The following is a 25208-nucleotide window of genomic DNA, read 5'->3' on the forward strand; positions in this document are numbered from 1 at the left end:
TCACTCACTAGAAACAACGAGTTACAAGCACGGGGCCGTTTAGGATTCGACGCCGGTCGCGAAACTTTAGGTGCATGCCGAGTTGGTAACAGAACTCGTAAATCCACTGTTGCAACTTCTTATAGTTGCCAATGACGAAAACTACGGCCAGGAATTCGCTCTCGCTGCGTAAGCAGCCTTAGCCCTGAGCTTCTGGTACCTTCGGGTCCAGCAATCACCAGGGGATGTCTGTAAACCCAAAGTGATTGTCATATAGAACAGAATCGCCGTGCAGTACGTTGTGGACGAAGCGGCTAAAACTTACACAACTCGCCCAAAGCACCCTGCCCTTCGGGTCGCTGAGGGTTAACTTAATAGAAACGGCTACGCATGTAGTACCGACAGCGGAGTACTGGCGGACGGGGGTTCAAATCCCCCCGGCTCCACCACTTCATCATCTAAAGACGTCCACGGACGTCTTTTTTTGTGCCTGGAATCCAATCATACGGGGGTTTAACGCTTCTTGGACTTTTGAGGACTCTGTGTTCAACGCGCTTTGCAGTGCTGGAAGCAATGCACATCAATCTGCTGCCGTTTTACGATCTCTGACGCAGCTAACGTAATCGGCTACAACGACAGCGGATAAGTTCTCCCGTCAAGTTGTAAACCTAAATGCCCTGAGTTGCCAGCGCCGAGGCAACCAACACCGATTGCGCGGCAAGCGCCTGGGGCACGCCGATGACCTCGGCCATGCACTCCAACGCTGGCCCAAGAATCCCGCTCAGTGCCTGGACTGGATAAGGCTGGGCCACGGTACTCGACTCAATCAGTGGTCGAGGTGGTCGTGGTAGTTCAAGCTTCGAATCTAATTGCTGCATGGCCCTCTCCTCGTTCATTGCTGGCTGTCCCCACGTAGTCCCGCCACGGTTGTTGGGTGTTATCAGGGACCAAGGCCTCTGCAGCCTGTGAGGTTTTCACTTGTGCGGAACGAACTGCTCCTTACGACCGAGAGCAAGGGCATGAACCCATGAACCTGACCTCCTTAGACGCATCTGAAGATGCGGGCGGGGGGAGGCTATGCCGAGTGACGAGTTCGGCACCTAGAGATCTTGGGCGGGAGAAGAAGTCAGACCGCTAGGACAGGTGCTGTACGAATTGGCCTGCGCCAATCAATGCCTTCCAACAGCATCGATAACTGCGCCGCCGTCAGCGACACGCTGCCGCGGGTTGCTTGCGGCCAGACGAAGCGACCTTGTTCCAGGCGTTTGCAGAACAGGCACAAACCGTCGCCGTCCCACCACAGCAACTTGATCCGATCACCGCGTCGTCCGCGAAAGGCAAAGATCTGGCCGCAGAAGGGATCGGCTTCCAGCTGTGTCTGTACCAATGCTGCCAATCCGTCGAAGCCTCGGAGCATATCGGTGACGCCGGCGGCGATCCAGATACGGGTTCCAGCGGGAGGAGAAATCATCGCAGCAACTGCTGCAAGGTCTGCGGGTCAGGGGAGCCGGTGATGCGTAGCGTGGCTTTTCCTGCTTCTATCACGATCCCGGAATGGGATTTTTGCGGCAGCGCCGCTGCTGACGGCAAGTCGATAGGTGCTTTGATCACCTCGACTGACAAGAACGTTGCGCTCACACCGACCGGGCCGAATGCGCCGTCCTGATATTGCTGCCGCCAACGAAAAACTATGTTGGCATTGACGTAATGCTCGCGAACGATCATCGACACTGAGGCGCCGGGTTGATATGAGGCTTCGACGACTTTGCGCTTGAATACGGATGGAAATTCGGGCGGCGACCGGAGCGACGAACGGGAGCTATATCCAAGATGGTGCCCACTAGAAATGGTGTCCACTATCTTGGCTAATTTGGAGAACGGTAAGGAGTGGGTGCTGATCGGACGGTTACGCTCAAAGGGGCGCTTTGAAGGGTTCACATCCATCTTTAGTCTAGCCGTCGAAGAATAGGCTTCGCCTGCCATCGGAGGAGGTGGGCTCTGTGTGGCATGATGGAACAAACTAAGCGACCTGCTAGGTCAATCCAAACCTTTACATATGCTGTTGCCGGAACACTAAAGGGCGCTCAAGCCCTGGTATTTATGGGCTTGAGCGCATATCTTTTTTACAGCGGCACGCCAGAGGCATGTCGTTAATCGAAGCAACAATTAGAATACGACGTCCTGAATTGTTCCGCTTTCGAACCTTATATTGCAGCTAACCTCTTCAATGGAGTCGAATTTCGGATTATCGTATTGATAACTATGCTCTCTGGAGTTATAGCTGAACGTCGCGGTGCCGTTTGACGCTTTATAACGACGAACTCTATAGTTTCCTTTTAGGAATTGAGCTTGAGCCTGGGGTTGCAGTGGCTTCAAAGTATCGTTCGGACCAGCATTTTTTCTTTCTTGCACTGCTTTGGCTTTTTGACGACAAGAGTCTGCAACGACGATCTTGTGTTTTTCGAGAATGGCGCTGGTGTGACGTGGATCCATATGATCATTTGAACCGAAACCAAATGAATTAATGATCGCTTCCGCCGTTTGTATCGCTCGTTCAAAGCCGCTATTAATTTTAGTAATCATATCCTTGACATGGTCGTCAGTTGTCTTTTTTTCTGGACTTAGATCAATATGGAGTAGTTTCTTAACTAGAAGCGCAACGTGGTAACTCCATTTGGACATTCGGCGTCTTGCGCAGTGCTCCTTGGATTTTGAAAAAATCAAATGGGATACGAAGTATAGCGCTGGGTGATGACTTTCATTAAAAAGAAGGCTGCTTGCTTCGTTATTGTAGTCTCTAAGCAGTTGACCATAATAAAAGTGGACTTTATGAGGCTCCTCGAGCGCTATGGATATGAATGATTTGATTAATAGAGGTGCTGACACTGTTTCGCTCAGTAGTATCGTATCATCTTCATCATATTGATGAGGTCGCCGCGCATAAAAAATTCGGTGCCCTTGTGTATTCATCGCTGCGAAGAAGTCTTCAAGTCGCTTGTGGTATGGCTTGATGGTTGCGAATGCCTCCTTCATCACCACCGACTGGCTGTTGGTGGCTTTAATGACACTGCTAGATAATTCAATGTCATCAGTTTCAATAAGCTTGATCGTGACGTACATGTCATCCGTTATATGCTCTCTGTTTTCAAAAAGAACGTGGCTCGTCTGACATCCGTTAACGATTTGGAACCCCGATATCTTAAAAACATCTCCAGAAGGTACCACCTTTTTTGCGACAACTGTTACGCCATTATTAAGAACAGAAAACAAATTTCTCTGGGCGTCACTTTTTATTGTTTCGGCAATATCAGCATTTACTTGATTTGCGCTACCGAGATAGTCGCGAACGTTGTCGTAAAATACACCCTTGTTAATACTCCCACTTTGATTTTTAATAAATTCTACGTAGTCCTTACACTTAGAGACACCCAGGTATGCCGCCGTAGCCAAGGACAACTTAGGCAATGCAACATGGCGCTGAAACATCAAAGGCTTAGTGATTCTGTTTAATGTCTCCTTGTAAAGATTTTGTAGTTCGACAGCCCCAATCAATTTACTCTCGACAGATGAGAACATATACTTCAAGTTTTCGATCTCGCTGACCGTAGCTTGTACTTGAGGTAGAAAATCCTTGTCAGGAAATTTTCCGTCGCCGGTGTAAACATATTTCATTGTTAATGTCGGATCACAACGAAATTTTCCGGCTTTATCGTAGATGAATTGCTTGATTGCATATGCTTCTTTAAGCTCTACTGGCTGATCTTCTAATTTGCCAGTGAAAAATATTTTAACAGCTTGCAGAAACTTAAGATAATCACCCAAATCCACGCTAGATGAGGTTTTAGCTTGGATAAATGTAAAGCTTGTATCGAATATCCCTGTAGTAAGCGGGACAGCTGAGTTGACGCTATAAACCAGGACGTCGTTAATTGCAATCGCTACCGAGTCAACCCCAATGCAATTACCTGTGCTTAGGGCGTCAGGCTCAAATGTGTCGTTGTAATCATTGGCTAGCAATGAATAAACTACGAATTGTTCAAAGCGGAGGCTATCGCTATCAGTTAGAGAGTTTTTAGTTGAGAATTCTTTAAGCATGCTTTGCAGTGTGATGTTGTTCATGCAAATCCTTGGCATTGTTATGAACTGTTTGAGGCTTAGGGGATGTCTAAATTAGTAGTCCAGGAGGATTACCGCTTCAGAGAGAAGAAGCGCAGAGAATTCAGCCCTGACTGGATTCTAACTGATGGCCATTGGCTATGCATACCCCGCAGCTTGTGAGGCTAGGTATCATCGCTATACATCATCTCACCAACCAGATTCCGTTTTTCGTGGCGCCCGCGAACGTCCGTTTTGGATCGAGTAGCGACCACCACTCTTTCTGACTGATTCCACCCTTGTACTCTCTCAACATGGAGGACGAGCCATGAACATTATTGCTAAACACAGCCAACAGCCTTGGCACAAGGGAAAGCTTGTCGGGCAGAAAGCCCCGCTGCGAGTAAGAGATATCTGGGCCATTCGGGTCAGACTCCAGCTCGCGGAGAAGACACGTGATTTGGCGCTCTTCACTTGGCTATCGACAGCAAGCTGCGTGCTTGTGACTTAACCACGCTGCGAGCTCGAGACATAGCCCATGGCGAGTATGTCTCGTCACGGGCCATCGTGATGCAGCAGAAAACTCAGCACCCTGTGCAATTCGAAATCACTGAGCAAACTCGAACGGTTTTGGAGGCGAGGATGCATCAGGCGCACCTCCGCAGCGAGGACTGCTTGTTTCCAACTAGATAGCTGGGAATCGAGGTCGATGATGCCTTGGAAATGGCGGAACAAACGGAGGTCTGACCATCCATAGTGACGGTCGATGTTTCACCGTTGCTATCCGACCCAATGTTGCCAATCACAAAAGACCAACATCCTGGTTCAGCTGCGGAACGCGAAGCGATCCGCCTGCTGCAAACCACTGTTAGACGATGTCATCTCCCTCCCTTTCTCCGGTTGTCCTCAAGGCACAGCATCTGACAGTTGACCGCTTCTGTCTTGCCACCCTCGTGCCATGGCTTGATGTGGTCTGCCTCCATCTCTTCGATGGTGAAGGTTTTGGCGCAGTCAGGACACACACCCTTCTGCCGCTCAAACGCTGAACGGCGCATCCTCTCATCGAACTGGCGGATGTTGAGATGCTTCTCCTTGCCATTCAACACGTAGTGATAGACGCCGCGATAGTTCGTCACATCCGGGTCTTGCAGGAGGGCTGAGATGCGATCCTCGAGCTCGACAGGGTCGAGAGACACGTCCTTGTAAACGTTGTAGAGCTCACCCCACGGTTGTCCCTTCATTTCTTTATTACGCGCCACCGGAAAGGTTGCCCTTACCCATGCAACGACGTTTTGGAAGTACACCCACAACTCGTTTGCCTTGGATTTGTGTTGGTGTTTCCCCATATACGCCGCAATGTTGCCGCCGCTGATCCAGTCTAGGACATTTTCGAGATAGTCCTGGCGGATGGGCGATCCACTCATGAGCTCGCTTCCGATTTGGTAAGCGGGACAAGCGGTCTTGCTGAAATGTTTCTTGGCGTCCGACAACCACGGACCCGCGTAAGTCGCGTTGCGGAGTTCCTGTTTAGTTAATACCTTGCCAGCGATATTGATGGTCTCAAACCAGGCCAGCCTTTCACTATCTGTCCCCTCGCAAAAATAAACCATTAACTCATAGTTGAGGATTTGCTCCTGCTGGTCATTTGTGAGGTTATGGAAGTAGAGGTCGTTCCATGTAAACTCTCCATCCACGTACTGGCAAATCGAGATCGTGCGTTGCTGCCCGTCGATTACTTCAAAGGTGTTGTCGTCGCGAACGGACCAATACATGACGTTGAGAGGAAAATTTTGGGTCAGTGTGTCTATGACCTTGTTGCGCTCCTTGGCGTCATATACGAACTCGCGCTGGTATGGCGGGCGGATATCAAGTTTACCGCTATAACCGCGAACGCCGCCCTCCGCGTCGTCGAAGTAGCCTTCATACAAGTCGCGAACGAGGATCTTCTTGAGTTCGATTTCCATCAGGCTTCAATCTTCTTGTTGCGGATGAGGATACGAGGATAGGTTTGAGTAAAGAACTCATCGCCCACCTTGTAGTAGGTCTTACCAAGGGGAGGGGTCGCCACCTTGATCACTGCGCCATCGTTCAGTTTACCCACGCGACTAATCTTGCCATTCGCGCTCAGCTGTTCTTGCTGTGGATACGTTTTGGTCGCCAAACCGAACCACGTTTTAGTAATGCCGACAATCTCAAACTGGTCAGGATTGTGTTTCGCGAAAAACCCGGGAGTAACACCCATGACGCCTTCGTAATCCTTGGGAATGTTAGCGACTGTACCGACCTCTATGGCGTCAAAGTTGTCATAGGCGGGATATTCGTCAGAGTTGAAGGTTTTGAAGAGAATCATATCTTCGTGGCGCTTTCGGTAGTCCAAGTTCGTGAACCAGCACATATTTCCGAAGCTGCGCCACTTTTGCCCCGTTTCGTCTACCCAGAACCGCGTTGCGCGCTCCGTATAATGGTCCGGAACCTTGAAACTCATATCCCCACTATTAGCACCTAACCATAATTTCTCTTCCTTGAGCAGCGGAAAGATCTCCTTCAGGGTAATTGCATTCTGGTTTCCAAGAATGATGAACTTCTTATCATACTCGATAAGTTGCGCGATGTACTCTCGGAAGAGGGAGAACGGGGGATTGGTGACCACGATGTCCGCTTGTTTCAAAAGTTCGATGGATTCCGCGCTGCGAAAATCTCCATCACCATCTAAGAAGTTGACATGTATCTCATCGTCTCCCGGAATGCGGTCACCGTCCTTATCACCTTCGTACTCTAGGACGATCGCACGATCACTTTCATGCTCACTGAAGAGGTCACGCTTCTGATTTCTGTAGCAGGTTGCTATTAACTTCTTGAGACCAAATTTCTCGAAGTTGAAGGAGAAGAAATGGAAGAAGGCACTGACCCTTGGATCATCGCAGTTGAGATAGACGACCTTGCCCTTGAAATGGCTCCGGTAGTGCTTGAGTTCGCGCTCGACGTCTTCTCGCTGAGTGTAAAACTCATCCTCCTTATTCGCCTTCGCCCTGCTCAGGCTTGCGTTCTGCGTCTCTACAACCATCCTGCTGTTCCTTGCGTCTGCCATCGGGCTTCGGACATATCGTTATCTAAATACTATTGTGCAACATCACTGTCGAAAGGATTACGACAGCCGCCGGGAGTAATGCGACATTGATAACAAGCCTAGGCTGCTTGATCAGGTCGCCAGAAAATTCTGGCTCGAACACTACTCGATTCGCACTGCGCAAGTCCATTGCCAATGACCGCTTTTGGCCGATTCTGTTAAAAAAGTCGGACGCGGTTCTCAGGGCAGAAGAGTAAGTGCATGAGATTAAAATCTTAAATGGCCGCACAGGCATTCGGACACCGATTTCACGTAGCCGCGCGAAAAACAGGCTCCTTCACCGCTCAGCATCCGGGCAATCCGAGAGAACCGACTTTTTCAACAGAATCGGCCGGGTTCTGCCGTTCACCACCTTCAGCCTCCTATCAAGCGCAACCTGTATCCCGAGAGCGGCAGGAAGATCACCCCCTAATCAAAGATGAGAAGCAAAGGCGTAAAATCGATTACAAGCGCCAGACCAGAGCGTGGATATCTCGTGGGGTATTCCAGTTGGTATTCCAATCAAAACTAAAAAATAAATTTATCTTAAATAATCAATGCCATAGGATGCCAATTCAGATTACCCCGGCAATTCGAAGCATCAACAAAACCCGCCTAGCGCGGATTTTGTTGTTTCTGAGGCTCAAAAAGCCCTGCTGGCAAACCTTCAGAATTTTCCCACAAAAACTCGCGCCACCCATGAACTCCCCCTCCCCCCCCCCCACCCCGCTAACCTCCCCCAGTCGCTGCAAAATCAGCGACCGGGTTTAGCAGCTCGGTTAATATCAAGGCCTGCAACGCCACCTTCCATTCAAGCGATGCTTTCAGCATCCGCTGGATTGCGTTATGGCGGCTGTGCGTGGGGCACCTTCGGGTGCGCTGGGTTCCTTGATTCCTGGTCTGCTAACCCGCGTACAGTCGCCACCCTTTTCGTTTAGCAGCGATGTCTGGCGACTCCACTAATCAAGGAGTTTCAGTCATGAAAAAGATCACCCCCAATCCCCCAACAACCCTTTTCACCCTCGCCCCAGGCATCCCCGCCGAAACCCTGCTGGTCCAAGCCAGTGAAACCCTCGCCTCCCTGAACGTCATGACCACCGATCTGGCCTTTGAACTGGAAGGCTCACACCGCCACAAACTGCTGGCGGCTCAGCAACTGGTTGTGCTGGGTGAGTTGTTGCTGGAGCGGATGCTGGAAACTCAGGTATTCACTATGCAGACACCTGGCGAGAATCCATAGAAACCGACAGCACGATCACTCCGTACCTGCGGCGAGCGAGGCGCCCTCGCCACAGGTCGGAATCGAACCTTTAACTGACCAAGCCCTTCATCACCCACTACCGCGCCTCCCCCTAAAAACCATCAGCCTCACCCCATAGACCCCGTCGATCACCCAGTTGCTAATACTGATTAGACGTACGCTCAAAACAACTCTAGCCTCGCGTAGATAACGCGCCCATTAAAGCGCCAGGGTTATGCGCCCGACGCCGCCGCCGAGGTTTCTCATGACCGATCAAATCCTGATGGATAGCTTTTCGCGCCGGGTCGACTACCTCAGGATGTCCGTCACTGACCGTTGCGATTTCCGTTGTGTGTATTGCATGGCCGAGGACATGGAGTTCCTGCCGCGCCAGCAGATTCTGTCGCTGGAAGAGCTGTATCAACTGGCACACAGTTTCGTCGCGCTGGGTACGCGCAAGATCCGTCTGACCGGCGGCGAGCCCTTGGTTCGTCAGGGCGTGGTTGAGCTGTGCCAACGCATCGCCGCGCTCCCCGGTCTGCGCGAGTTGTGCATGACCACCAATGGCTCGCAGCTGGGCAAGCTCGCCGCGCCGTTGTTCGATGCCGGGCTCAAGCGCTTGAATATCAGCCTCGACAGCCTGGACCCCACGCGCTTTCGTGAACTGACGCGCACCGGTGATCTGGCCAAGGTAATCGCCGGTATCGATGCCGCGAATGCTGCGGGGTTTGAGCACACCAAGCTCAATTGTGTGGTGATGAAAGGTCGCAATGACCATGAGGTCAACGATCTGGTGGCCTTCGCCATCGACCGTGGGCTGGATATATCCTTTATCGAAGAAATGCCATTGGGCGTGATCAGCGAACACAGCCGTGCCGAGGCGTTTTATTCCAGTGCGCAGGTGCGCGAGCGTATCGCTGAACGCTATACCTTGATCGACTCTGCGGAATCGACCCAGGGGCCGTCGCGTTACTGGCGTCTGGCCGAGGCGCCGCATATTCGCCTGGGCTTTATTTCGCCCCACAGTCACAACTTCTGCGCTACCTGCAACCGTGTGCGCCTGACGGTTGAAGGCCGGCTGCTGCTGTGCCTGGGCAATGAGCATTCGGTCGACCTCAAGGCGGTGCTGCGGCGCTATCCGGGCGAACCGAAACGCTTGGAGAGCGCCATTATCGAGTCGATGAAACTCAAGCCGTATCGGCACAACTTCACCCTCGACGATGAGGTGCAGGTGGTGCGCTTCATGAACATGACGGGCGGCTGATCGACCCGGTTTCAACCCCATGCCCTCCTGCGCACGGCAGGGCTGCTGCCCGTCCTTCAAGCCATCGACTGTGTACTGAACTGAAAAATGCCTGTCTAATCGTCAAGGCTGATCGGGCTATCCAGCAATGTCTGGCGGCCGGTTATCGAGTGCGTTGGCCAGTTCTTCGCAACTGGTGATTCCACTCTGACAGACCTTTCACTTCTTCCCTGGCAGGCACCTTGATGGACATAAAACAACTCAAATTCCTGATTGCGCTGGAGCAGACCCGTCACTTCGGCCAGGCGGCTGCGCGCTGCCATATCACCCAGCCGACGTTGTCGATGCGCCTGCGCAATCTGGAGGAGGAGTTGGGCCTGGAGTTGGTCACCCGTGGCCAGCGTTTCGAAGGCTTTACCGAGGCCGGTGAGCGTGTGCTGGCCTGGGCCAGAACCCTGCTCGCCGCCCATGACGGGTTGTTCGCCGAAGCGGCCGCGTGTCGCGGCCAGTTGGTGGGTAACTTGCGCCTGGGCCTGGTGCCGCTCAGCGGGTTCAGCCCGATCAGCTATATCCAGAGCCTGTCCCACACCTTTCCGGAGCTCAAGTTCAGCCTGACGTCCATGAGCTCAGACAACATCATCGAGGCGCTGGGCACCAATCAACTGGATCTGGGTGTGTGTTACCTGGACCACGTCAACGCCACCTACCTGGATTTTTTCGAACTGGGCGAGACCCGTGTCGGCCTGCTGTACGACACCCGTCACTTCCATTTCGAGAGCAGCGAAATGAGCTGGGAAGACGCCGCGCAATTACCCCTGGGGATGATCAGCACGGGCATGCACTATCGAAAGTCCATTGACCTGAGCTTCCGCAGCCGTGGCCTCGATCCTCAGCCCATACTCGAAAGCGATTCAACCTACCAACTGTTCCAGGCGATCCACGAAGGCTTTTGCTGCGCAATCATGCCGCTGGACAGCGGTCTGGAAAGCCCGATTGAAAACCTGGCCTTCATCAACCTGCCGGACGCCAGCGTACTCGCGCCACTGGGCATGGTGATGCGCAAGACCGAACCGCGCTCGGCCATTGCCGAGAAGTGTTTTGCTGAGGCCAAGCGATTATTTGCTGCCAAGGACTCGGACCAGCGTGTCAGGTAAATAAAGCCTCGCTGCCCCCAAAAAAAACCCCACACTCGTTCACGAACCGTTAAGAAACCCCTCCCTATACTAGCCGGCAGCCATGCCCGCTCCCCCGAGCGGTCCCCTGCCCGGTAGCCTTCAATGACGCGTCCTGTTCCTCTGCTGCTCCTGCTCGTTGGTCTGCTGTTTTTCTTCGCCCTTGGCAACCATGAACTGCAAGGCTCCACCGAGGCCCGCGTTTCCGGGATTGCAATGGCCATGCACCTGGACAATGACTGGGTGGTGCCGCGTCTGTTTCGCGAGCCTTTCCTGGAGAAACCGCCCCTGAGCCTTTGGCTGGATGCGGGGGCGATTCGCCTGTTTGGCGCGAGCACTGGCGCGGTGCGTTTGGCGTCGGCGTTTGCCGGACTGTTCAGCGTGATGTTGCTCTACGGGATGTTGCGCCGGTTTGGGCGGCCCACCACGCTGGCGTTCAGCGCCGCGTTGATCCTGGCGACCATGGCCAGCTATTGGGGCAATGTGCGCGGTGTGGGTGAGGATTCGTTGCTCAGTCTGGGCGTGACCGCAGCGTTGCTGGGGTTCTATCAGGCGATTCGCCCCGAGGCCGAGCGTCAGGGCTCGACCGCATGGGCATGGACATTGTTCACGGCGGGGATGGTCATCGCCACTTTGAGCAAAGGTGTGCTGGGCCTGGCGATGCCGGGGATTGTGATCTTTGTTTATCTGGCCTGCACCAGCCTGATGGATAAGCGCTTGCGCGTGGGCGACTGGCTCAAGCCGGCGCTCTTTACGCTGCTGGCGTTGGTGCCGCTGCTGATCTGGCTGGGGTTTCTGTTTCAGCGCGGCGGTACGCAGGCGGTCGGTGAGGTGCTGTGGACCAACAGTGTCGGGCGTTTCAGCGGCTCGTTCGTCGAAGCCGGGCATTACGAGCCGTTCTATTACTATCTGGTCAAACTGCCTGAGGCCTTCCTGCCGTGGAATATCCTGGTGTACCTGGGCCTGTGGCACTTTCGCAAAAGCCTGGTGCAAAACCGCTACCGTCTGTTTTTCAGCGTGTGGCTGGTGGCGCAGTTCACCCTGCTGACCCTGGCCTCGAGCAAACGCACTGTCTATTTAATGGCACTGACCCCGGCGGCGGCCGTATTGGCTGCGGAATATGCGCGGGTGTTGCTGGAATGGGTCAAACAACACAAACCGGCACTCTACCGCTACCACCGGCACATCATCGGCGGGGTATTCACGCTGGCCATCGCCTGCTACCTCAGCGCCGCGTTCTGGTTCGCACCCAAAGCCGATGTGCGCCAGTCATTCGTGCCCGTGATCAGCCAGGTGCAGACGCTGCAGGACGAAGGTAAAGAGGTGGCGCTGTTCCAACCCAATGAGCGGATCGCCGGCGCGAGTGTGTTCTATCTGCGCGCGTATTTGCCGATTCTGCAGACCGAACCCCAATTGCGCGCCTTTCTCAGCGCCAAACCCGGCAACGTTGCGCTGCTGGATCATACCGACCGGTTGAATGAGAAAGTTACCGTGATCAAGCACATGACGATCAACCGCCAGCCCTACTATTTCGTCGAGCAGTAAGGCCGGCGCGGGTCATCAGTGCTTGGTCAGCTTGTCCAGGTAACCCATGGCAAACGCCGAGACCACGAAAGTCATGTGGATGATCACGTACCACATCAGGTGTTGCGGATCGACGTTCTTGGCGTCCATGAAGATGCGCAGCAGGTGGATGGAGGAAATCGCCACGATGGAGGCCGCCACTTTCATCTTCAGCGACGAAGAGTCCATGGTGCCCAGCCAGTTGAGCTTTTCCTTGTTTTCATCGATATCCAGCTGCGAGACGAAGTTCTCGTAGCCGGAAATCATCACCATCACCAGCAGGCCACCGACCAGGGCCATGTCGATCAGCGACAGCAGCAGCAGGATCACTTCCGATTCGAGCAAGGAAAAAATATTCGGAATCACGTGGATGATTTCCTGGAAAAACTTGATCGCCAGGATCAGCAATCCCAGGGATAAACCCAGGTAGATCGGTGCCAGCAGCCAGCGCGCGGCATACATCGTGTTTTCGATAAAGCGTTCCATTGAATCTCACACAGCGTGGCTAAAAATGGCGCCGAGTATACCAGTGGCTGCCCGGCAGCTGTCACCGCGAGAAAACTGCGCCAAGTGGCATCTGTAAGAAGATTTTTCTGCTAGTGTCGAGAGCATTCACTCGGCTTGATGATGTCGGACAGGAAAACTCAGATAATGGATGTGCGATTCCCTTTGGCCACTCTAGGCCTGTGCGCGGCGTTGCTGATGGCCAGCGGCTGCTCCCCCAAAGAAGAGCAGAAACAAGCCACCCTTGAAGAGAAAACCAGCAAGTTCGAACAGTCCCTGGACGGCATCCAGGACCCCAAGCTGCGCGATGTCATCGCCGACCTTGGCGGTTCGCTGTTGTTGCTGGAACGTGCGCGCATCAAGCTCGACACCAAGCCCGTCGAAGCCGAATACGGCGAAGACAGCCTGGCCCTGCTCAAGCATTACCCGAGCCCCCAGGCCTTGGTGGACACCTACATCAACGGCCTGTTCGTGCTGCGCAGAGCCTCCCATTCCGACTACCTGACGGATTTGCAGCCGGTCTTCCCGTTCACGTTCAACGCTCCCGAGCAATTCCCCTTCCCCCATGGCCTGGAGTGGGAGTCGGTAACCTTGAGCAACAACAAAGTCATTCCCTTCCAGCCGGAGTGGTCGGAAACCGACCCCGGCATCCAGCTCAGTCCCAGCAGCTCCAACCTGACCAACCCCGACGACCTGACGGTGACCTACCCGTTCATCGAGGGCATCGAGACGGAAAACAAGAGCCAGCCGCAGCCCGTCAGCCTTAAAGGCACGATTGAAGTCGCCGCGCCGGGCAGAGTGCTGACCTTCGACCTGTCAAAAAAGGACGTCGGTCATTCACGCACCGAGGGCAATATCAGCCTCAAGCTGTTGTCGCTGGACAAGAATTACGCAGAAATCGAACTGACCAACAGCGAGCCTTTGGCCATCGAGCTGGGCGATGATTCGCCCAACCCGCTGCTGGTACAGGCCCGGGACGGCACCGGGCAATTCCTTACCCGCTCGGGCTCAATCAACGAAAGTGCCGCGCAAGTGGCGTTCTATGAGAAACAGCTGGCGCAGCTGCAACAGCAGAAGGCCTGGTCCGAAGCGTTGGACAAACAGCTCACCGACGCGCAAAAAGCCTTCGAACACACCCAGACCAGCCATTACGCCAAGGTGTATTTCAACGGTGTGGTCGACACGCTGCAGGTCAACGTGCTGGACTTTTCCAAGGCCACCGTAACCCGCAAGGCGCTGGACCTGCCGGTGATGCGCTTCGACAAAAACAGCCTGCAACAGAGCGTGCAGCCCTTGCCGATGCCGGTCACGGTGTATGACGACGACGCCGCCAGCTGGCTGAAAGACGCGTCGATGACTGAAGAACAGCTGAAAAACAGCGTCACCATCAGCCAATCGACCGAAGACGCCAGCGCCGCGAAAATCGTGTTTGACCACCCTTTCACCTTCAATGACGATCTGGTCGGCGCCGAGCGCAATAACAGCGCCGCGCCGATCACCTTTTTCACCGCAGACGATAAGGGCGAGCGCGGCGAACCCATCGAGTTGCCGACCGAGGCCTTTGAGCTGAACGCGGCCAGCGGCACGCTGACCTATGATCTGAACCTGTTTCCGGAAACTCCGGCGTTTGTGGTCGGCTCGGTGCCGTTGTTTCTCGCCACCATCGAGAAGGCCTCGATTGACGTCAGCAAACTGCCCAAGGGCCTGTCGCTCAAGGACAACGCGCTGATCGTCGACCAGCAAGCGTTTCCTTCCGACAGCTGGCGCTTCTACGCCAAGGACGCGAGCGGCAACTACCTCAAGGAAATTCTTGGCGTGAGCCACCGTGCCGAGGAATACGGGACGGCGTTGTTCGATGTGCATTATTTTTACGGCCAGCCGACCACCCTGGAAAGCTACCAGCGCACTGACCTTAACACCGTGCAATATGGTTTCGAGGTCAAGCTGGACAAACCGGAAAGCAAATAGCCCGGGACTACAGGGCCAACCGTTCCTGGCCGCCGTTGAGTTGGCGCAGATGGGCTTGCAGGTGCAGGCACCAGATCTGCGGCTCGTCCAACTGTTCATAGCCATGCAATGTGAGGCTATCGACAATGGAACCCAGCATGGTCTCTGCCAAGAATGGCCCGCGAAACGGGCCTTGAGACTTGACCGTGGAAGGCTGCTCGCCCGACATGCCGGCGGCAAACAACAGCGTCCACAGCCCGTTTTCCCCGGCAAGCGGGCGAATGGAGCATTCGATACGGGTTTCCAGGCCCAGGCACTGGCGGGTAAGGCAAAGGTTGCGCGACATGGCGGCGACCCTCGGTAGATCGGTGTTCAGCCCCGGCGCAAAGGCGAGGCTGTTTCTATCCTGCGACTCCTGTGGATATCCCTGGTATTGAGAATAGAAGAAAACCGCGACAGACCAAGGTTGTAAGGACCAACGGGCGTCGGTCGTAAGAATGGAGTCAATTTTGTGGCATAAACAATTCCAAATGTGGGAGGGGGCTTGCCCCCGATAGCGGTGGATCAGTCAAGAATACTGAGACTGACACACTGCTATCGGGGGCAAGCCCCCTCCCACATTTTGATCCCATCAAGCTTCAGGGATCAGGTCGGTTTGGCCTCAGCTAAAGCCTGCTGCGCCAGTTCCTTCTCCGCTTCCTTCAAGTCTTCTTCGCTGATCATTTCGGCAATTGCCCTTAAACGTTCCACGACCCGCGCATTGACCGTACCTTCCGGAAACTGCCCTTCGGCATCCGGCTCACCGGCATCCTCGCCCACCAGCAGGCTCAACGCTTCATCCGCCTGGCGCACCGCATAGATATGGAATTGCCCGGCGCGCACGGCCTGCAAGACCTTCTCGTCGAGCATCAGCGTGGCCACGTTGGCCTTGGGGATGATCGCGCCCTGTTCACCGGTCAAGCCACGCGCTTCGCACAGGCGGAAGAAGCCTTCGATCTTCTCGTTGACCCCACCCACTGCCTGCACTTCGCCAAACTGGTTGATCGAGCCGGTGATGGCAAAGCACTGCTTGAGCGGTGTCTTCGACAACGCCGAGATCAAGGTGCAGGCCTCGCCCAGGGAAGCGCTGTCGCCATCCACGTAACCGTAGGATTGTTCCAGCGCGATGCTGGCCGAGATCGCCAGCGGGAATTCCTGCGCGTAACGGCTGCCCAGGTAACCGGTGAGGATCATCACGCCCTTGGAGTGAATCGGCTGGCCGAGGTTGACCTCCCGCTCGATGTCCACGATGCCACTGCCGCCGGGGTACACCGTGGCGGAAATCCGCGCCGGTACGCCAAACGCCGAGTCACCCACCTCCAGCACCGTCAGCCCGTTGCACTTGCCGACGGCGGCGCCGGCGGTGTCGATCAGGATTACCCCGGCAAGCATGTCGTCGAGAATCCGCGCCGACACGCGGCCGGTGCGCGTGGCCTTGGCCTTGAGCGCGCGCTCGATATGCCCGGCATCGGTCATTTCATCGCCCGCCAGGTGACGAATGAAGTCCGCCTCGCTGACCAACTGGAACAAATCACCGATGCGCGCCGACAAACGGCCCTGATGTTCGGCCAGGCGTGCGCTGTAGGTCGCCAGCCGCGCCACGGCATCCGACGTCAGCGGCGCCATGCCTTCTTCCGAGGTGCGGGTCTTGAGCAACTGGGCGAACTGCTCCAGGCTTTCGTCGACCATCGGGATGTCTTCGTCGAAGTCCACCAGTACCCGGAACATTTCCTGGAAGTCCGGATCGGCGTCCTGCAGCGCGTAGTACAACTGGCGCGACCCGATGATGATCACCTTGACCTGCAACGGAATCATCTGCGGGTTGAGGGTCACGGTGGCCAGGCGGCCGAGTTCGCCCAGGGGCGACTCCATCTTCAGCTTGCGCGATTGCAGGGAACGCTTGAGCGCATCCCACACGAATGGCTCGCTGAGCATTTTTTCCGCTTCAAGAATCAGGAAGCCACCGTTGGCGCGGTGCAACGCCCCCGGACGCAGTTGGCGATAGGTGGTGTAAAGCGCGCCCTGGTCGGTGCTGTATTCGATACGACCGAACAGGTTGTCATAGGTCGGGTGCGGCTCAAACACCACCGGCGCACCGCCGTTGACCGAATGACCCACCACCAGGCTCGGGCAGTATTGCTCTTCGAGCAGCTTGCGCGCCTGGGCGTCAGTCTTGGCGTCGTCGACCAATTGCTCGACCACGGTCTTGAGCAGATACACCTGCACGGCCTGCAGGTAACCGCAGACGGCGGCGTTTTCCGCGTATTTTTCCGACAGCGGCGCCAGCAACGGTTGCAGGGCCAGGGTGATGGTTTCTTCGTTGAACTGGCGCAGCTGGTTGTTTGACTCACGCTTCCACTGCGGCAGGCTCGCCAACTCTTCGTTGAGGCGCTCTTCCAGCTCGGAAATATCGGTGTGGAAGCGCTCGCGATCGGCTTCCGGCAGTTGCGAAAACTCCGCTTCGTCCAGCGCCTTGCCGTCAAGCATCGGCGTAAAGGCGATGTTGGAGCTGTCGCGGTACAGCGCCACGTCTTTTTCCAGGGCTAGGCGCTCGATCACGTCCAGGGCCTTGTCGTAGCGCTGGTTGAACGCACGGTCGATGGCGCTTTTGCGCTGTTGATACGTCGGGTGCTCGAACACCGCCGGAAAGGTTGCCACCAGGTTGTCGACCAGCGCGTTGATATCGGCGATAAACGCGGCAGCGCCGCCGCCCGGCAATTCCAGCGCGCGCGGCTCGCGCGGTTCGTCGAAATTATTCACATACACCCAGTCCGACGGGGTTTGCAGGCGTTTGCCTTCGGCTTTCAGGTAACGTTTGACGAATGAAAAGCGACCGGTACCGGGCTCGCCCATGACAAACACGTTGTAACCGGGGCGTGGCATGGCCACACCGAACTGCAAGGCTTCAACCGCACGTTCCTGGCCAAGCACACCGCGAAAGGGCTCCAAATCATTGGTGGTCGAGAAGCTGAACTGTTCAGCGGAGAAAGGGCGAGTCAGCGCTTCGGGCGCTAGACGCAAGCTGGCAGCAACAGGATCAGGCATCGGGCTTCCTTACATCAGGCGGGGCAGATGGGGGCATTCTGGCTCTCGGTTGCGCGCTCTGGCAAGGCGCGCTGTTGGGAAACTATAGCCACGGCGCGCGTCCTACAAAAAAATCACACAAGACTGAATGTTTATAAAAAATCACGGAACCCCAGGAACCTGCCTAAACTCCAAACTGCGCGGGTTGGACTAATAACTGGCCCCTAGGGTGCTGCGAAGCGCCTGAACCCTTGTCCATTGGTTTGCACACAAAGAGAACAAAGCTATGAAACGGATCCTTCTTGGTACTCTCTTCACCGTCGTCTCCCTCAATGCAATGGCAGAAGCACCAGGTGGCCCGAACTGCGGTTGGGGCAACATGTTGTTCGAAGGCCAGCGCGGCACTCCAGCTCACTTCCTGGCTTCCACCACCAACGGCACCTCGGGTAACGCCACCTTCGGCATGACCTCGGGCACCAACGGTTGCAGCACCAACAGCGCCCTGACCTACGGCGGCAAGTCGTGGATTGCCATGAATGGCATGATGAACGAGCTGTCCGAAGACATGGCCAAGGGCAACGGCGAAGCGCTGACCACCTACGCTGTGGTACTGGGCGTGGCGCCGGAAGATCGCGAGCACTTCGCGGCCGTGACCCACGAGCACTTCCAGCAGATCTTCAGCAAGGCTGACGTGACCGCTGACGACGTGCACAACAACACCATTGCCGTACTGAAAAGCGATGCCCGTCTGGCGAAATACGCTACCCAGGCTTAAGCTCGACCCACCCGCGTCTTTCGAGGCGCGGGTTTTGTTTTTTCGACCTGTCCCCCTTGGGTCTTTTTTTCAGTCCGACTTAAGTAGCCCCCATGCTCAAACGCCTCGCTTGCCTGGCTCTCTTCGCCTGCGCCCCGCTGCACGCGGCACCGCACCTCGACGATCAACGTTTGCAGCAACTGGCCAATGATCCGTTCTGGCTGTCGCTGGGGCATTACGAGGCCGGCAAGATCAGTGGCTGGCGCAGCTATGTCAGCGACAAGAAGTTTTTCCTCGCCGCCGACGGCGCGCACCATCCGGACGCCGAACTCAAGGCCACCGTGGACGCGCTCTATGCGCCGGCCAGCCTGGGCGAAAAACATGCCCAATGCGTCTACCCCGCGCGCACCCGTTGGCTCAAGGATCAGTTGCACCTGACCGACCTGCCGGCCGTGGACTGCAAGGAATTCAAACAATGGTTCTCGGACGTCGCGCCGCACAGCGCGGTGATGATTTTTCCGGCGGCGTACCTCAACAGTCCCTCGTCGATGTTCGGCCACACCCTGCTGCGCATCGACCAGGCCGACGTGCAGAGCAACAACACCGCCCTGCTCAGCTACGCGATCAACTTCGGCGCCTATATCGAAGGCTCGGACAACAGCATTCTGTACGCGTGGAAAGGCCTGATGGGCGGCTACCCCGGCCTGTTCGCCCTGGTGCCCTACCAGGAAAAACTTTCCGAATACCGCAGCCTGGAAAACCGTGACCTGTGGGAATACCGCCTGAACCTCACCGAAGTCGAGACCAAGCGCATGGTCGAGCACGTGTGGGAGCTCAAGCAGATCCAGTTCGACTACTTCTTCTTCGATGAAAACTGCTCCTATCGCCTGCTGGAACTGCTGCAAGTGGCGCGCCCCGGCCTGCGCCTGACCGAGCAATTCCCGCTCACCGCGATCCCGACCGATACCGTCAAAGCGGTAAAGGACGCGGGTCTGGTGGAAAAGATCGACTATCGTCCGTCCCGTGAACGCGAGCTGCTCGAACGCGCCAAGCCGCTCGACAGCGATGAGCAGCAATGGGTATTGAAGATCAGCGATGACCAGAAACAGTTGCAGGAGCCCGCCTTCAAGGCACTGCCGCGCGAGCGCCAGGCCCTGGTGGTGGACGCTGCCTATCGCCTTGGCCGCTACCGCGCCAACGGCCTGGAACGCGACACCGCACGCTCCCAGCGCAGCTTCGAACTGCTGCGCGCGATCAACCAGAACCCGGCGCCCGACCTGAAGATCACCCCGCCCGGCTTGCCGGAGAATGGCCACGAGTCGCGCACCTGGCAGGCCGGCATCGGCACCCGCGGCGACAAGGCCTTCGGTGAATACGGCCTGCGCATGGCCTATCACGACCTCAACGACAACGCCGAAGGCTTCCCCTTGGGCGCACAGATCGAAATCCTGCAGATGAAACTGCGCCAGTACGAAGGCAACCACTGGCAATTGCAGCAACTGGACCTGGCCACCATCCGCTCCCTGACCCCGCGCAATGCGCTGTTGCAGCCGTGGTCCTGGCAAGTCACCGGCGGTCTGGAGCGAGTACCGGGCAAACACGACGACGAAACCCTGGTCGCCCACGTCAACGGCGGCGCCGGCGGCACCTGGCAACTCTCGGACGACATGCTCGGCTTCGCCCTCGGCACCGTGCGGGTGGAGCACAACAACGACTTCAGCGAAGCCATCTCCCCCGCCGCCGGTTTCAACACCGGCGTGTTGTGGAAAAACCCACTGGGCAACCTGAGCCTGGAGGCCAAGGGCGATTTCTTCACCAATGGCGAAGTGCGGCGCAGCATCAGCCTCAACCAGCAATGGGAACTGTCCCGCAACCTGGGCCTGCGCCTGAGCGCCCAGCGCGAATACAGCCACCTGTCCACCCCAGTCAATGAAGTAATGCTCGAAGTAAAGTGGTACCACTACTAACCCAAGCCTGGTGAAGATCAAATGTGGGAGGGGGCTTGCCCCCGATGGCAGTGTGTCAGCCAAGCTTTCAGTGCCTGACACTCCGCTATCGGGGGCAAGCCCCCTCCCACAGTTGGTTGTGTGCTTGGCTAAAAATTCTGCACATCCCTCTTACACGCCTTTCACATACAGCTTACAAATCCCCTTCTAGACTCACCTTATCAGCCGTAAATCGGCCAGGGAGTACGCCATGTGGCGGTATGCGCTAATGCTGTGTGCAGGGGTGTGGCTGACGGGGTGCCAGACCACACATCAGGACCTGCTGGCCAAGGGTTATCCACCCGCCTTCGCCGATGGCTTTGACGACGGTTGCAGCAGCGGACGCCAGGCCGCCGGGGTGATCACCGGGGAGTTTCGCAAGAACGTGCCACGTTATCTGAAAGACCGGCACTACGCCGAAGGCTGGGAAGACGGTTTTCGCCAGTGCAAAGCCATGCGTGAGAGCGAGGAATTGCGTGATTATCAGGACAACCGCAGGGATGATCGCGAGCACGAGTGGCAGCAGGAAAAGGATCGCGATGCGGCCAAAGCGTATCGCTCGCAATGAGCGTGGGAACGATCTGACGGTGAGCATGGCCCAAACTCCATTGAGGGAGAATGTAATGAGCCGAGCTTTTGTAAATGAGGACAACGCCGCCGCCCAGGCCGACCAACCAGTGGAGCGTCAGGTCAGCGCGCAGCCCAACCGTTTGACTGCGCAAGGACTGGCGCAATTGCAGGCCAAGGTTGCACAGTTGCAGCAGGCATACAGCACCGAATCCGCCAAGGGCGAGCAGGCCGACAAACAACGCCAGGCCGACCTTGAGCGGGATTTGCGCTACTTCAACCAGCGTGTACAAAGTGCCCAGGTCGTCGCGCCGGCCACCGCCAGCGACAAGGTGCAAATCGGCAGTTGGGTCACATTCGCCAACGAGCAGGACGAGCAGCAGCGCATCCAGTTGGTCGGCGAAGACCAGGCTGACGCCAACGCGGGCCTGATCAACTGGGGTTCGCCTCTAGGACGTGCGTTGCTGGGCGCCCAGGTGGGTGACGAGGTGCTGTGGAAGCGCCCCGTCGGCGATCAGTTGATCGAAGTGCTGCGCATCGAGCCCGACGTCTAGACGATGCCTTGGGCCAGCATCGCATCGGCGACCTTGACGAAGCCTGCGATGTTCGCGCCCTTCACGTAGTTGACCCGACCATTTTCCTCGCCGTAATGCACACAGGCATGGTGGATCGACTGCATGATGCTGTGCAGCTTGCTGTCCACTTCGCCGGCGGTCCACAACAGGCGCATGGCGTTCTGCGACATCTCCAGGCCACTGACGGCCACGCCGCCGGCATTGGAGGCCTTGCCCGGCGCGAACAGGATGCCCGCGTCGATAAAGATATCCACCGCCTCAAGCGTGGTCGGCATGTTGGCGCCTTCGGCCACGCAGATGCAGCCGTTGCGTAACAGCGTGCGGGCAGCCTCAGCGTCGAGTTCGTTCTGGGTGGCGCAGGGCAGCGCAATATCGCAGGCCAGTTCCCAAGGCGTCTTGCCTTTGCGGAATTCCAGGCCGAAACGTTCGGCCAATTCACTGATGCGACCGCGTTGCACGTTTTTCAGCGCCAACAAGGCCGACCATTGCTCCTCGGTCAAACCACTTTCGGCGTACAGCGTCCCTTCGGAGTCCGACAGGGAAATCACCTTGCCACCCAGGTCCATCACCTTGCGCGCCGCGTATTGCGCCACGTTGCCGGAACCCGAGATCGCCACGCGCTTGCCCTCGACCCGCTGGCCCTGGCGCTTGAGCATTTCCTCGGCGAAATACACACAGCCAAAACCGGTGGCTTCCGGTCGGATCAGGCTGCCGCCGTAGGTCATGCCTTTGCCGGTCAGGACCGAGGTGAATTGATTAGCCAGGCGTTTGTACTGGCCGAACAGGAAGCCGATTTCCCGTGCGCCCACACCGATATCACCGGCCGGTACGTCCACGTCCGCACCGATGTGGCGGTACAGCTCGCTCATGAACGCCTGGCAGAAGCGCATCACTTCGGCGTCGCTCTTGCCCTTGGGATCGAAGTCCGAACCGCCTTTGCCGCCGCCCATGGGCAACGAAGTCAGGGAGTTCTTGAAGGTCTGCTCGAAGGCGAGGAATTTCAGCACGCCCAGATTCACCGAAGGGTGGAAGCGCAAGCCGCCTTTATAGGGGCCGATGGCACTGTTCATCTGGATACGAAAACCGCGATTGACCTGAACCTTGCCATGATCGTCCACCCAGGACACCCGAAAGGTGATCGCGCGTTCCGGCTCGCAGATGCGCTCCAGAATGCCCGAGGTCAGGTAGTGGGGGTTGGCTTCAAGAAACGGCCACAGACTGCGCAGGACTTCTTCCACGGCCTGGTGGAATTCCGGTTGGTCGGGGTCGCGTTTCTGGAGGCGGGCAAGGAAGGATTCGACGGATTCGTGCATGAAAAGTCTCGGCAAAATGATTGTTGTTAAACAGAGATTGAGCCGGACTTTATCAATTCATTTCGCACCGTGACAGGGCAAAATGTCGCCTTTATGAATTTAAATGGTGCACTTGATGTAAATAAACGACCAATTTTGCCCCTGAACAGGGATTTCAGGCTGAGCCATGCACCAATAGTTAGATAGCTATCGGGGGCAAGCCCCCTCCCACATTTTGAAATGCATTCCAATGTGGGAGGGGGCTTGCCCCCGATGGCTCCAACTCGGTCTCGCTGAAAAAACACATAAAAAAACGGAGCCCAAAGGCTCCGCTTTTTCAAACCACCAACCCGAATCAGGCCAGTTTCTTGTGGCGTACCCGGTGCGGCTGGGCCGCCGCGTCGCCCAAACGCTTCTTGCGGTCGGCTTCATACTCGGTGTAGTTGCCCTCGAAGAACACCGCCTGGGAGTCGTCTTCGTACGCGAGGATGTGAGTCGCCACGCGGTCAAGGAACCACCGATCGTGAGAGATCACAATGGCGGCGCCCGGGAAGTCCAGCAGGGCTTCTTCCAGGGAACGCAGGGTTTCAACGTCGAGGTCGTTGGACGGTTCGTCGAGCAGCAACACGTTGCCGCCCTCTTTCAGGGTCAGGGCCAGGTGCAAACGGCCACGTTCACCACCGGACAGGTCCTTGACGAACTTCTGCTGGTCGCCGCCCTTGAAGTTGAAACGGCCCACATAGGTGCGCGCCGGGATTTCATAGTTGCCGATACGGATCTGGTCGGAGCCGTCGGAAATCTGCTGGAATACCGTCTTGCTGCCATCGAGGTCTTCACGGCTCTGGTCCACACAGGCCAGTTGCACGGTTTCGCCGATCTCGATGCTGCCCGAATCCGGGGTTTCCTTGCCCATCAGCATGCGGAACAGCGTGGACTTACCCGCACCGTTACCGCCGATAACGCCGACGATCGCGCCTTTTGGCATGGAGAACGACAGGTTGTCGATCAGCACGCGGTCGCCATAACCCTTGGAGACGTTCTTGAATTCGATGACCTTGTCACCCAGGCGCGGACCGGCCGGGATATAGATCTCGTTGGTCTCGCTGCGCTTCTGGAATTCCTGCGACTGCATTTCTTCAAAGCGTTGCAGACGGGCCTTGGATTTGGACTGGCGGGCCTTGGCGCCTTTGCGCACCCACTCCAGTTCTTCCTTCATGGCTTTTTCATGGGCCGATTGCTGCTTGGATTCGGCGGCCAGACGGTCGGACTTGGTTTCCAGCCAACCGGAGTAGTTGCCCTCGTAAGGGATACCGGCGCCACGATCGAGTTCCAGAATCCAGCCGGCGACGTTGTCCAGGAAGTAACGGTCGTGCGTGATCGCCACCACGGTGCCCGGGAAGTCGTGCAGGAAGTGCTCCAGCCAGGCGACGGAATCGGCGTCCAGGTGGTTGGTCGGTTCGTCGAGCAGCAGCATGTCGGGCGCCGATAGCAGCAGGCGGCACAGGGCCACACGGCGCTTCTCGCCACCGGACAGGTGTTCGACCTTGGCGTCCCAGGCCGGCAGGCGCAGCGCGTCGGCAGCGACTTCCAGCTGGCGCTCCAGGTTATGACCGTCGCCGGCCTGGAGGATGGCTTCGAGCTTGGCCTGTTCGGCGGCCAGCTTGTCGAAGTCGGCATCCGGCTCGGCGTAGGCGGCGTAGACCTCGTCCAGGCGCGCCTGGGCGTCCTTGATCACGCTGACGGCCTCTTCGACCACTTCGCGCACGGTCTTGGTCGGGTCCAGGATCGGCTCCTGGGGCAGGTAGCCGATGTTCAGGTCCGGCATCGGGCGGGCTTCGCCTTCGAACTCGGTGTCGACGCCGGCCATGATTTTCAGCAGCGTGGACTTACCCGAACCGTTGAGACCGAGCACGCCGATCTTGGCGCCTGGAAAAAAGGACAGCGAAATGTTTTTCAGGATTTCCCGCTTCGGCGGAACAACTTTTCCCAGCCGATGCATGGTGAAGACGTATTGAGCCATGGTGAACCTAGCGTCAGTGACTGATGAATTAAGCGGACGAAGCCCGTGCCAGGCCATGCGCCGCGCGGGCCGTTGACTATCATCAATGCCAGCGAGCGGAAAA

At 56.6% G+C, this 25208-nt stretch carries 19 protein-coding genes, 1 other RNA gene and 2 pseudogenes; 11 read left to right on the forward strand and 11 right to left on the reverse strand.

The genetic code is table 11. The annotated features are described in order from the left end of the window. The first annotated feature begins 31 nt into the window (after window positions 1–31). Window positions 32–428: a transfer-messenger RNA gene (ssrA, locus tag MRY17_RS22145) on the forward strand. A 134-nt stretch (window positions 429–562) separates the two neighbouring features. On the opposite strand, the pseudogene MRY17_RS22150 reads toward ssrA, so the two are convergent. The 4 genes and pseudogenes from MRY17_RS22150 to MRY17_RS22165 all read right to left on the reverse strand — a co-directional run. Continuing rightward, window positions 563–857 (reverse strand): annotated as a pseudogene (locus MRY17_RS22150) (DUF3987 domain-containing protein); the annotation flags it as partial. A 248-nt stretch (window positions 858–1105) separates the two neighbouring features. Beyond that, the gene (gene tnpB / locus MRY17_RS22155; protein WP_243352858.1) at window positions 1106–1450 is read right to left on the reverse strand and encodes an IS66 family insertion sequence element accessory protein TnpB; all 345 of its coding nucleotides are present in this window, start codon (window positions 1448–1450) and stop codon (window positions 1106–1108) included. Next, on the reverse strand, window positions 1447–1923 hold the full coding sequence (locus MRY17_RS22160; RefSeq protein WP_243352859.1) for a transposase: 477 nt from the start codon (window positions 1921–1923) through the stop codon (window positions 1447–1449). Before MRY17_RS22160 ends, tnpB begins: the two co-directional genes overlap by 4 nt. 222 nt (window positions 1924–2145) lie before the next feature. Then, window positions 2146–4098: an AIPR family protein gene (locus MRY17_RS22165; RefSeq protein ID WP_243352860.1), complete on the reverse strand. Its 1953-nt coding sequence runs from the start codon at window positions 4096–4098 to the stop codon at window positions 2146–2148. Window positions 4099–4402: 304 nt separating this feature from the next. On the opposite strand from MRY17_RS22165, the pseudogene MRY17_RS22170 reads away from it, so the two are divergent. Further along, window positions 4403–4764 (forward strand): annotated as a pseudogene (locus tag MRY17_RS22170) (integrase); the annotation flags it as partial. A gap of 188 nt (window positions 4765–4952) precedes the next feature. Here the strand turns inward: MRY17_RS22170 and MRY17_RS22175 are convergent. After that, window positions 4953–6038 (reverse strand): HNH endonuclease family protein, encoded by a 1086-nt coding sequence (locus MRY17_RS22175; RefSeq protein WP_243352861.1) that lies wholly within the window; start codon window positions 6036–6038, stop codon window positions 4953–4955. Then, window positions 6038–7138 carry an adenine-specific methyltransferase EcoRI family protein gene (locus tag MRY17_RS22180; RefSeq protein ID WP_243352862.1) on the reverse strand — a complete coding sequence of 367 codons (1101 nt, stop codon included), beginning with the start codon at window positions 7136–7138 and terminating at the stop codon, window positions 6038–6040. Before MRY17_RS22180 ends, MRY17_RS22175 begins: the two co-directional genes overlap by 1 nt. Before the next feature lie 1021 nt (window positions 7139–8159). On the opposite strand from MRY17_RS22180, the gene MRY17_RS22185 reads away from it, so the two are divergent. The 4 genes from MRY17_RS22185 (at window position 8160) to MRY17_RS22200 (ending at window position 12380) form a co-directional block, all read left to right on the forward strand. After that, the gene (locus MRY17_RS22185; RefSeq protein WP_243352863.1) at window positions 8160–8420 is read left to right on the forward strand and encodes a DUF6124 family protein; all 261 of its coding nucleotides are present in this window, start codon (window positions 8160–8162) and stop codon (window positions 8418–8420) included. A 265-nt stretch (window positions 8421–8685) separates the two neighbouring features. After that, a complete protein-coding gene (gene moaA, locus MRY17_RS22190) occupies window positions 8686–9684 on the forward strand; it encodes a GTP 3',8-cyclase MoaA (RefSeq protein WP_243352864.1) in 999 nt (332 codons plus the stop codon). 224 nt (window positions 9685–9908) lie between these two features. Beyond that, the gene (locus tag MRY17_RS22195) at window positions 9909–10817 is read left to right on the forward strand and encodes a LysR family transcriptional regulator (protein WP_243352865.1); all 909 of its coding nucleotides are present in this window, start codon (window positions 9909–9911) and stop codon (window positions 10815–10817) included. A 123-nt stretch (window positions 10818–10940) separates the two neighbouring features. After that, window positions 10941–12380: an ArnT family glycosyltransferase gene (locus MRY17_RS22200; RefSeq protein WP_243352866.1), complete on the forward strand. Its 1440-nt coding sequence runs from the start codon at window positions 10941–10943 to the stop codon at window positions 12378–12380. Between the two features lie 15 nt (window positions 12381–12395). Here the strand turns inward: MRY17_RS22200 and MRY17_RS22205 are convergent, their stop codons facing one another. Continuing rightward, complete coding sequence (locus MRY17_RS22205) at window positions 12396–12884, reverse strand: TIGR00645 family protein (RefSeq protein WP_057724985.1); 489 nt, start codon at window positions 12882–12884, stop codon at window positions 12396–12398. Between the two features lie 165 nt (window positions 12885–13049). Here MRY17_RS22205 and MRY17_RS22210 point away from each other — a divergent pair, with 165 nt between their 5' ends. Continuing rightward, a complete protein-coding gene (locus MRY17_RS22210; protein WP_243352867.1) occupies window positions 13050–14870 on the forward strand; it encodes a hypothetical protein in 1821 nt (606 codons plus the stop codon). A 7-nt stretch (window positions 14871–14877) separates the two neighbouring features. Here MRY17_RS22210 and MRY17_RS22215 read toward each other — a convergent pair whose 3' ends face one another. Together MRY17_RS22215 and MRY17_RS22220 are read right to left on the reverse strand one after the other, a co-directional pair. Continuing rightward, complete coding sequence (locus MRY17_RS22215; protein WP_181284570.1) at window positions 14878–15195, reverse strand: hypothetical protein; 318 nt, start codon at window positions 15193–15195, stop codon at window positions 14878–14880. Window positions 15196–15494: 299 nt separating this feature from the next. Then, window positions 15495–17933 (reverse strand): Lon protease family protein, encoded by a 2439-nt coding sequence (locus MRY17_RS22220; RefSeq protein ID WP_057724982.1) that lies wholly within the window; start codon window positions 17931–17933, stop codon window positions 15495–15497. 265 nt (window positions 17934–18198) lie between these two features. On the opposite strand from MRY17_RS22220, the gene MRY17_RS22225 reads away from it, so the two are divergent. The 4 genes from MRY17_RS22225 to MRY17_RS22240 all read left to right on the forward strand — a co-directional run bounded on the left by MRY17_RS22225 (window position 18199) and on the right by MRY17_RS22240 (window position 21772). Then, window positions 18199–18687, forward strand: coding sequence for a DUF3015 domain-containing protein (locus MRY17_RS22225; RefSeq protein ID WP_015885974.1), 489 nt, complete (start codon window positions 18199–18201; stop codon window positions 18685–18687). Between the two features lie 92 nt (window positions 18688–18779). Then, entirely contained in the window at window positions 18780–20633 is a 1854-nt protein-coding gene (locus MRY17_RS22230) for an Lnb N-terminal periplasmic domain-containing protein (RefSeq protein ID WP_191953232.1), read from the forward strand. 229 nt (window positions 20634–20862) lie between these two features. Next, entirely contained in the window at window positions 20863–21219 is a 357-nt protein-coding gene (locus tag MRY17_RS22235) for a hypothetical protein (RefSeq protein WP_181284574.1), read from the forward strand. Window positions 21220–21274: 55 nt separating this feature from the next. Beyond that, complete coding sequence (locus MRY17_RS22240; RefSeq protein WP_191953233.1) at window positions 21275–21772, forward strand: GreA/GreB family elongation factor; 498 nt, start codon at window positions 21275–21277, stop codon at window positions 21770–21772. Here MRY17_RS22240 and gdhA read toward each other — a convergent pair. After that, window positions 21769–23106 (reverse strand): NADP-specific glutamate dehydrogenase, encoded by a 1338-nt coding sequence (gene gdhA, locus MRY17_RS22245; protein ID WP_243352868.1) that lies wholly within the window; start codon window positions 23104–23106, stop codon window positions 21769–21771. The genes MRY17_RS22240 and gdhA overlap by 4 nt on opposite strands. A 334-nt stretch (window positions 23107–23440) precedes the next feature. Next, window positions 23441–25105: an energy-dependent translational throttle protein EttA gene (gene ettA / locus MRY17_RS22250; protein ID WP_243352869.1), complete on the reverse strand. Its 1665-nt coding sequence runs from the start codon at window positions 25103–25105 to the stop codon at window positions 23441–23443. Window positions 25106–25208: the final 103 nt, after the last annotated feature.

It is taken from the genome of Pseudomonas orientalis, from assembly GCF_022807995.1.
GTDB classification, from domain to species: domain Bacteria; phylum Pseudomonadota; class Gammaproteobacteria; order Pseudomonadales; family Pseudomonadaceae; genus Aquipseudomonas; species Aquipseudomonas orientalis_B.

Coding starts and splice junctions, on each gene's coding strand:
- tnpB (WP_243352858.1), bottom strand. CDS start 1,450: ATGATTTCTCCTCCCGCTGGAACCCGTATCTGGATCGCCGCCGGCGTC.
- MRY17_RS22160 (WP_243352859.1), bottom strand. CDS start 1,923: ATGGATGTGAACCCTTCAAAGCGCCCCTTTGAGCGTAACCGTCCGATC.
- MRY17_RS22165 (WP_243352860.1), bottom strand. CDS start 4,098: ATGAACAACATCACACTGCAAAGCATGCTTAAAGAATTCTCAACTAAA.
- MRY17_RS22175 (WP_243352861.1), bottom strand. CDS start 6,038: ATGGAAATCGAACTCAAGAAGATCCTCGTTCGCGACTTGTATGAAGGC.
- MRY17_RS22180 (WP_243352862.1), bottom strand. CDS start 7,138: ATGGTTGTAGAGACGCAGAACGCAAGCCTGAGCAGGGCGAAGGCGAAT.
- MRY17_RS22185 (WP_243352863.1), top strand. CDS start 8,160: ATGAAAAAGATCACCCCCAATCCCCCAACAACCCTTTTCACCCTCGCC.
- moaA (WP_243352864.1), top strand. CDS start 8,686: ATGACCGATCAAATCCTGATGGATAGCTTTTCGCGCCGGGTCGACTAC.
- MRY17_RS22195 (WP_243352865.1), top strand. CDS start 9,909: ATGGACATAAAACAACTCAAATTCCTGATTGCGCTGGAGCAGACCCGT.
- MRY17_RS22200 (WP_243352866.1), top strand. CDS start 10,941: ATGACGCGTCCTGTTCCTCTGCTGCTCCTGCTCGTTGGTCTGCTGTTT.
- MRY17_RS22205 (WP_057724985.1), bottom strand. CDS start 12,884: ATGGAACGCTTTATCGAAAACACGATGTATGCCGCGCGCTGGCTGCTG.
- MRY17_RS22210 (WP_243352867.1), top strand. CDS start 13,050: ATGGATGTGCGATTCCCTTTGGCCACTCTAGGCCTGTGCGCGGCGTTG.
- MRY17_RS22215 (WP_181284570.1), bottom strand. CDS start 15,195: ATGTCGCGCAACCTTTGCCTTACCCGCCAGTGCCTGGGCCTGGAAACC.
- MRY17_RS22220 (WP_057724982.1), bottom strand. CDS start 17,933: ATGCCTGATCCTGTTGCTGCCAGCTTGCGTCTAGCGCCCGAAGCGCTG.
- MRY17_RS22225 (WP_015885974.1), top strand. CDS start 18,199: ATGAAACGGATCCTTCTTGGTACTCTCTTCACCGTCGTCTCCCTCAAT.
- MRY17_RS22230 (WP_191953232.1), top strand. CDS start 18,780: ATGCTCAAACGCCTCGCTTGCCTGGCTCTCTTCGCCTGCGCCCCGCTG.
- MRY17_RS22235 (WP_181284574.1), top strand. CDS start 20,863: ATGTGGCGGTATGCGCTAATGCTGTGTGCAGGGGTGTGGCTGACGGGG.
- MRY17_RS22240 (WP_191953233.1), top strand. CDS start 21,275: ATGAGCCGAGCTTTTGTAAATGAGGACAACGCCGCCGCCCAGGCCGAC.
- gdhA (WP_243352868.1), bottom strand. CDS start 23,106: ATGCACGAATCCGTCGAATCCTTCCTTGCCCGCCTCCAGAAACGCGAC.
- ettA (WP_243352869.1), bottom strand. CDS start 25,105: ATGGCTCAATACGTCTTCACCATGCATCGGCTGGGAAAAGTTGTTCCG.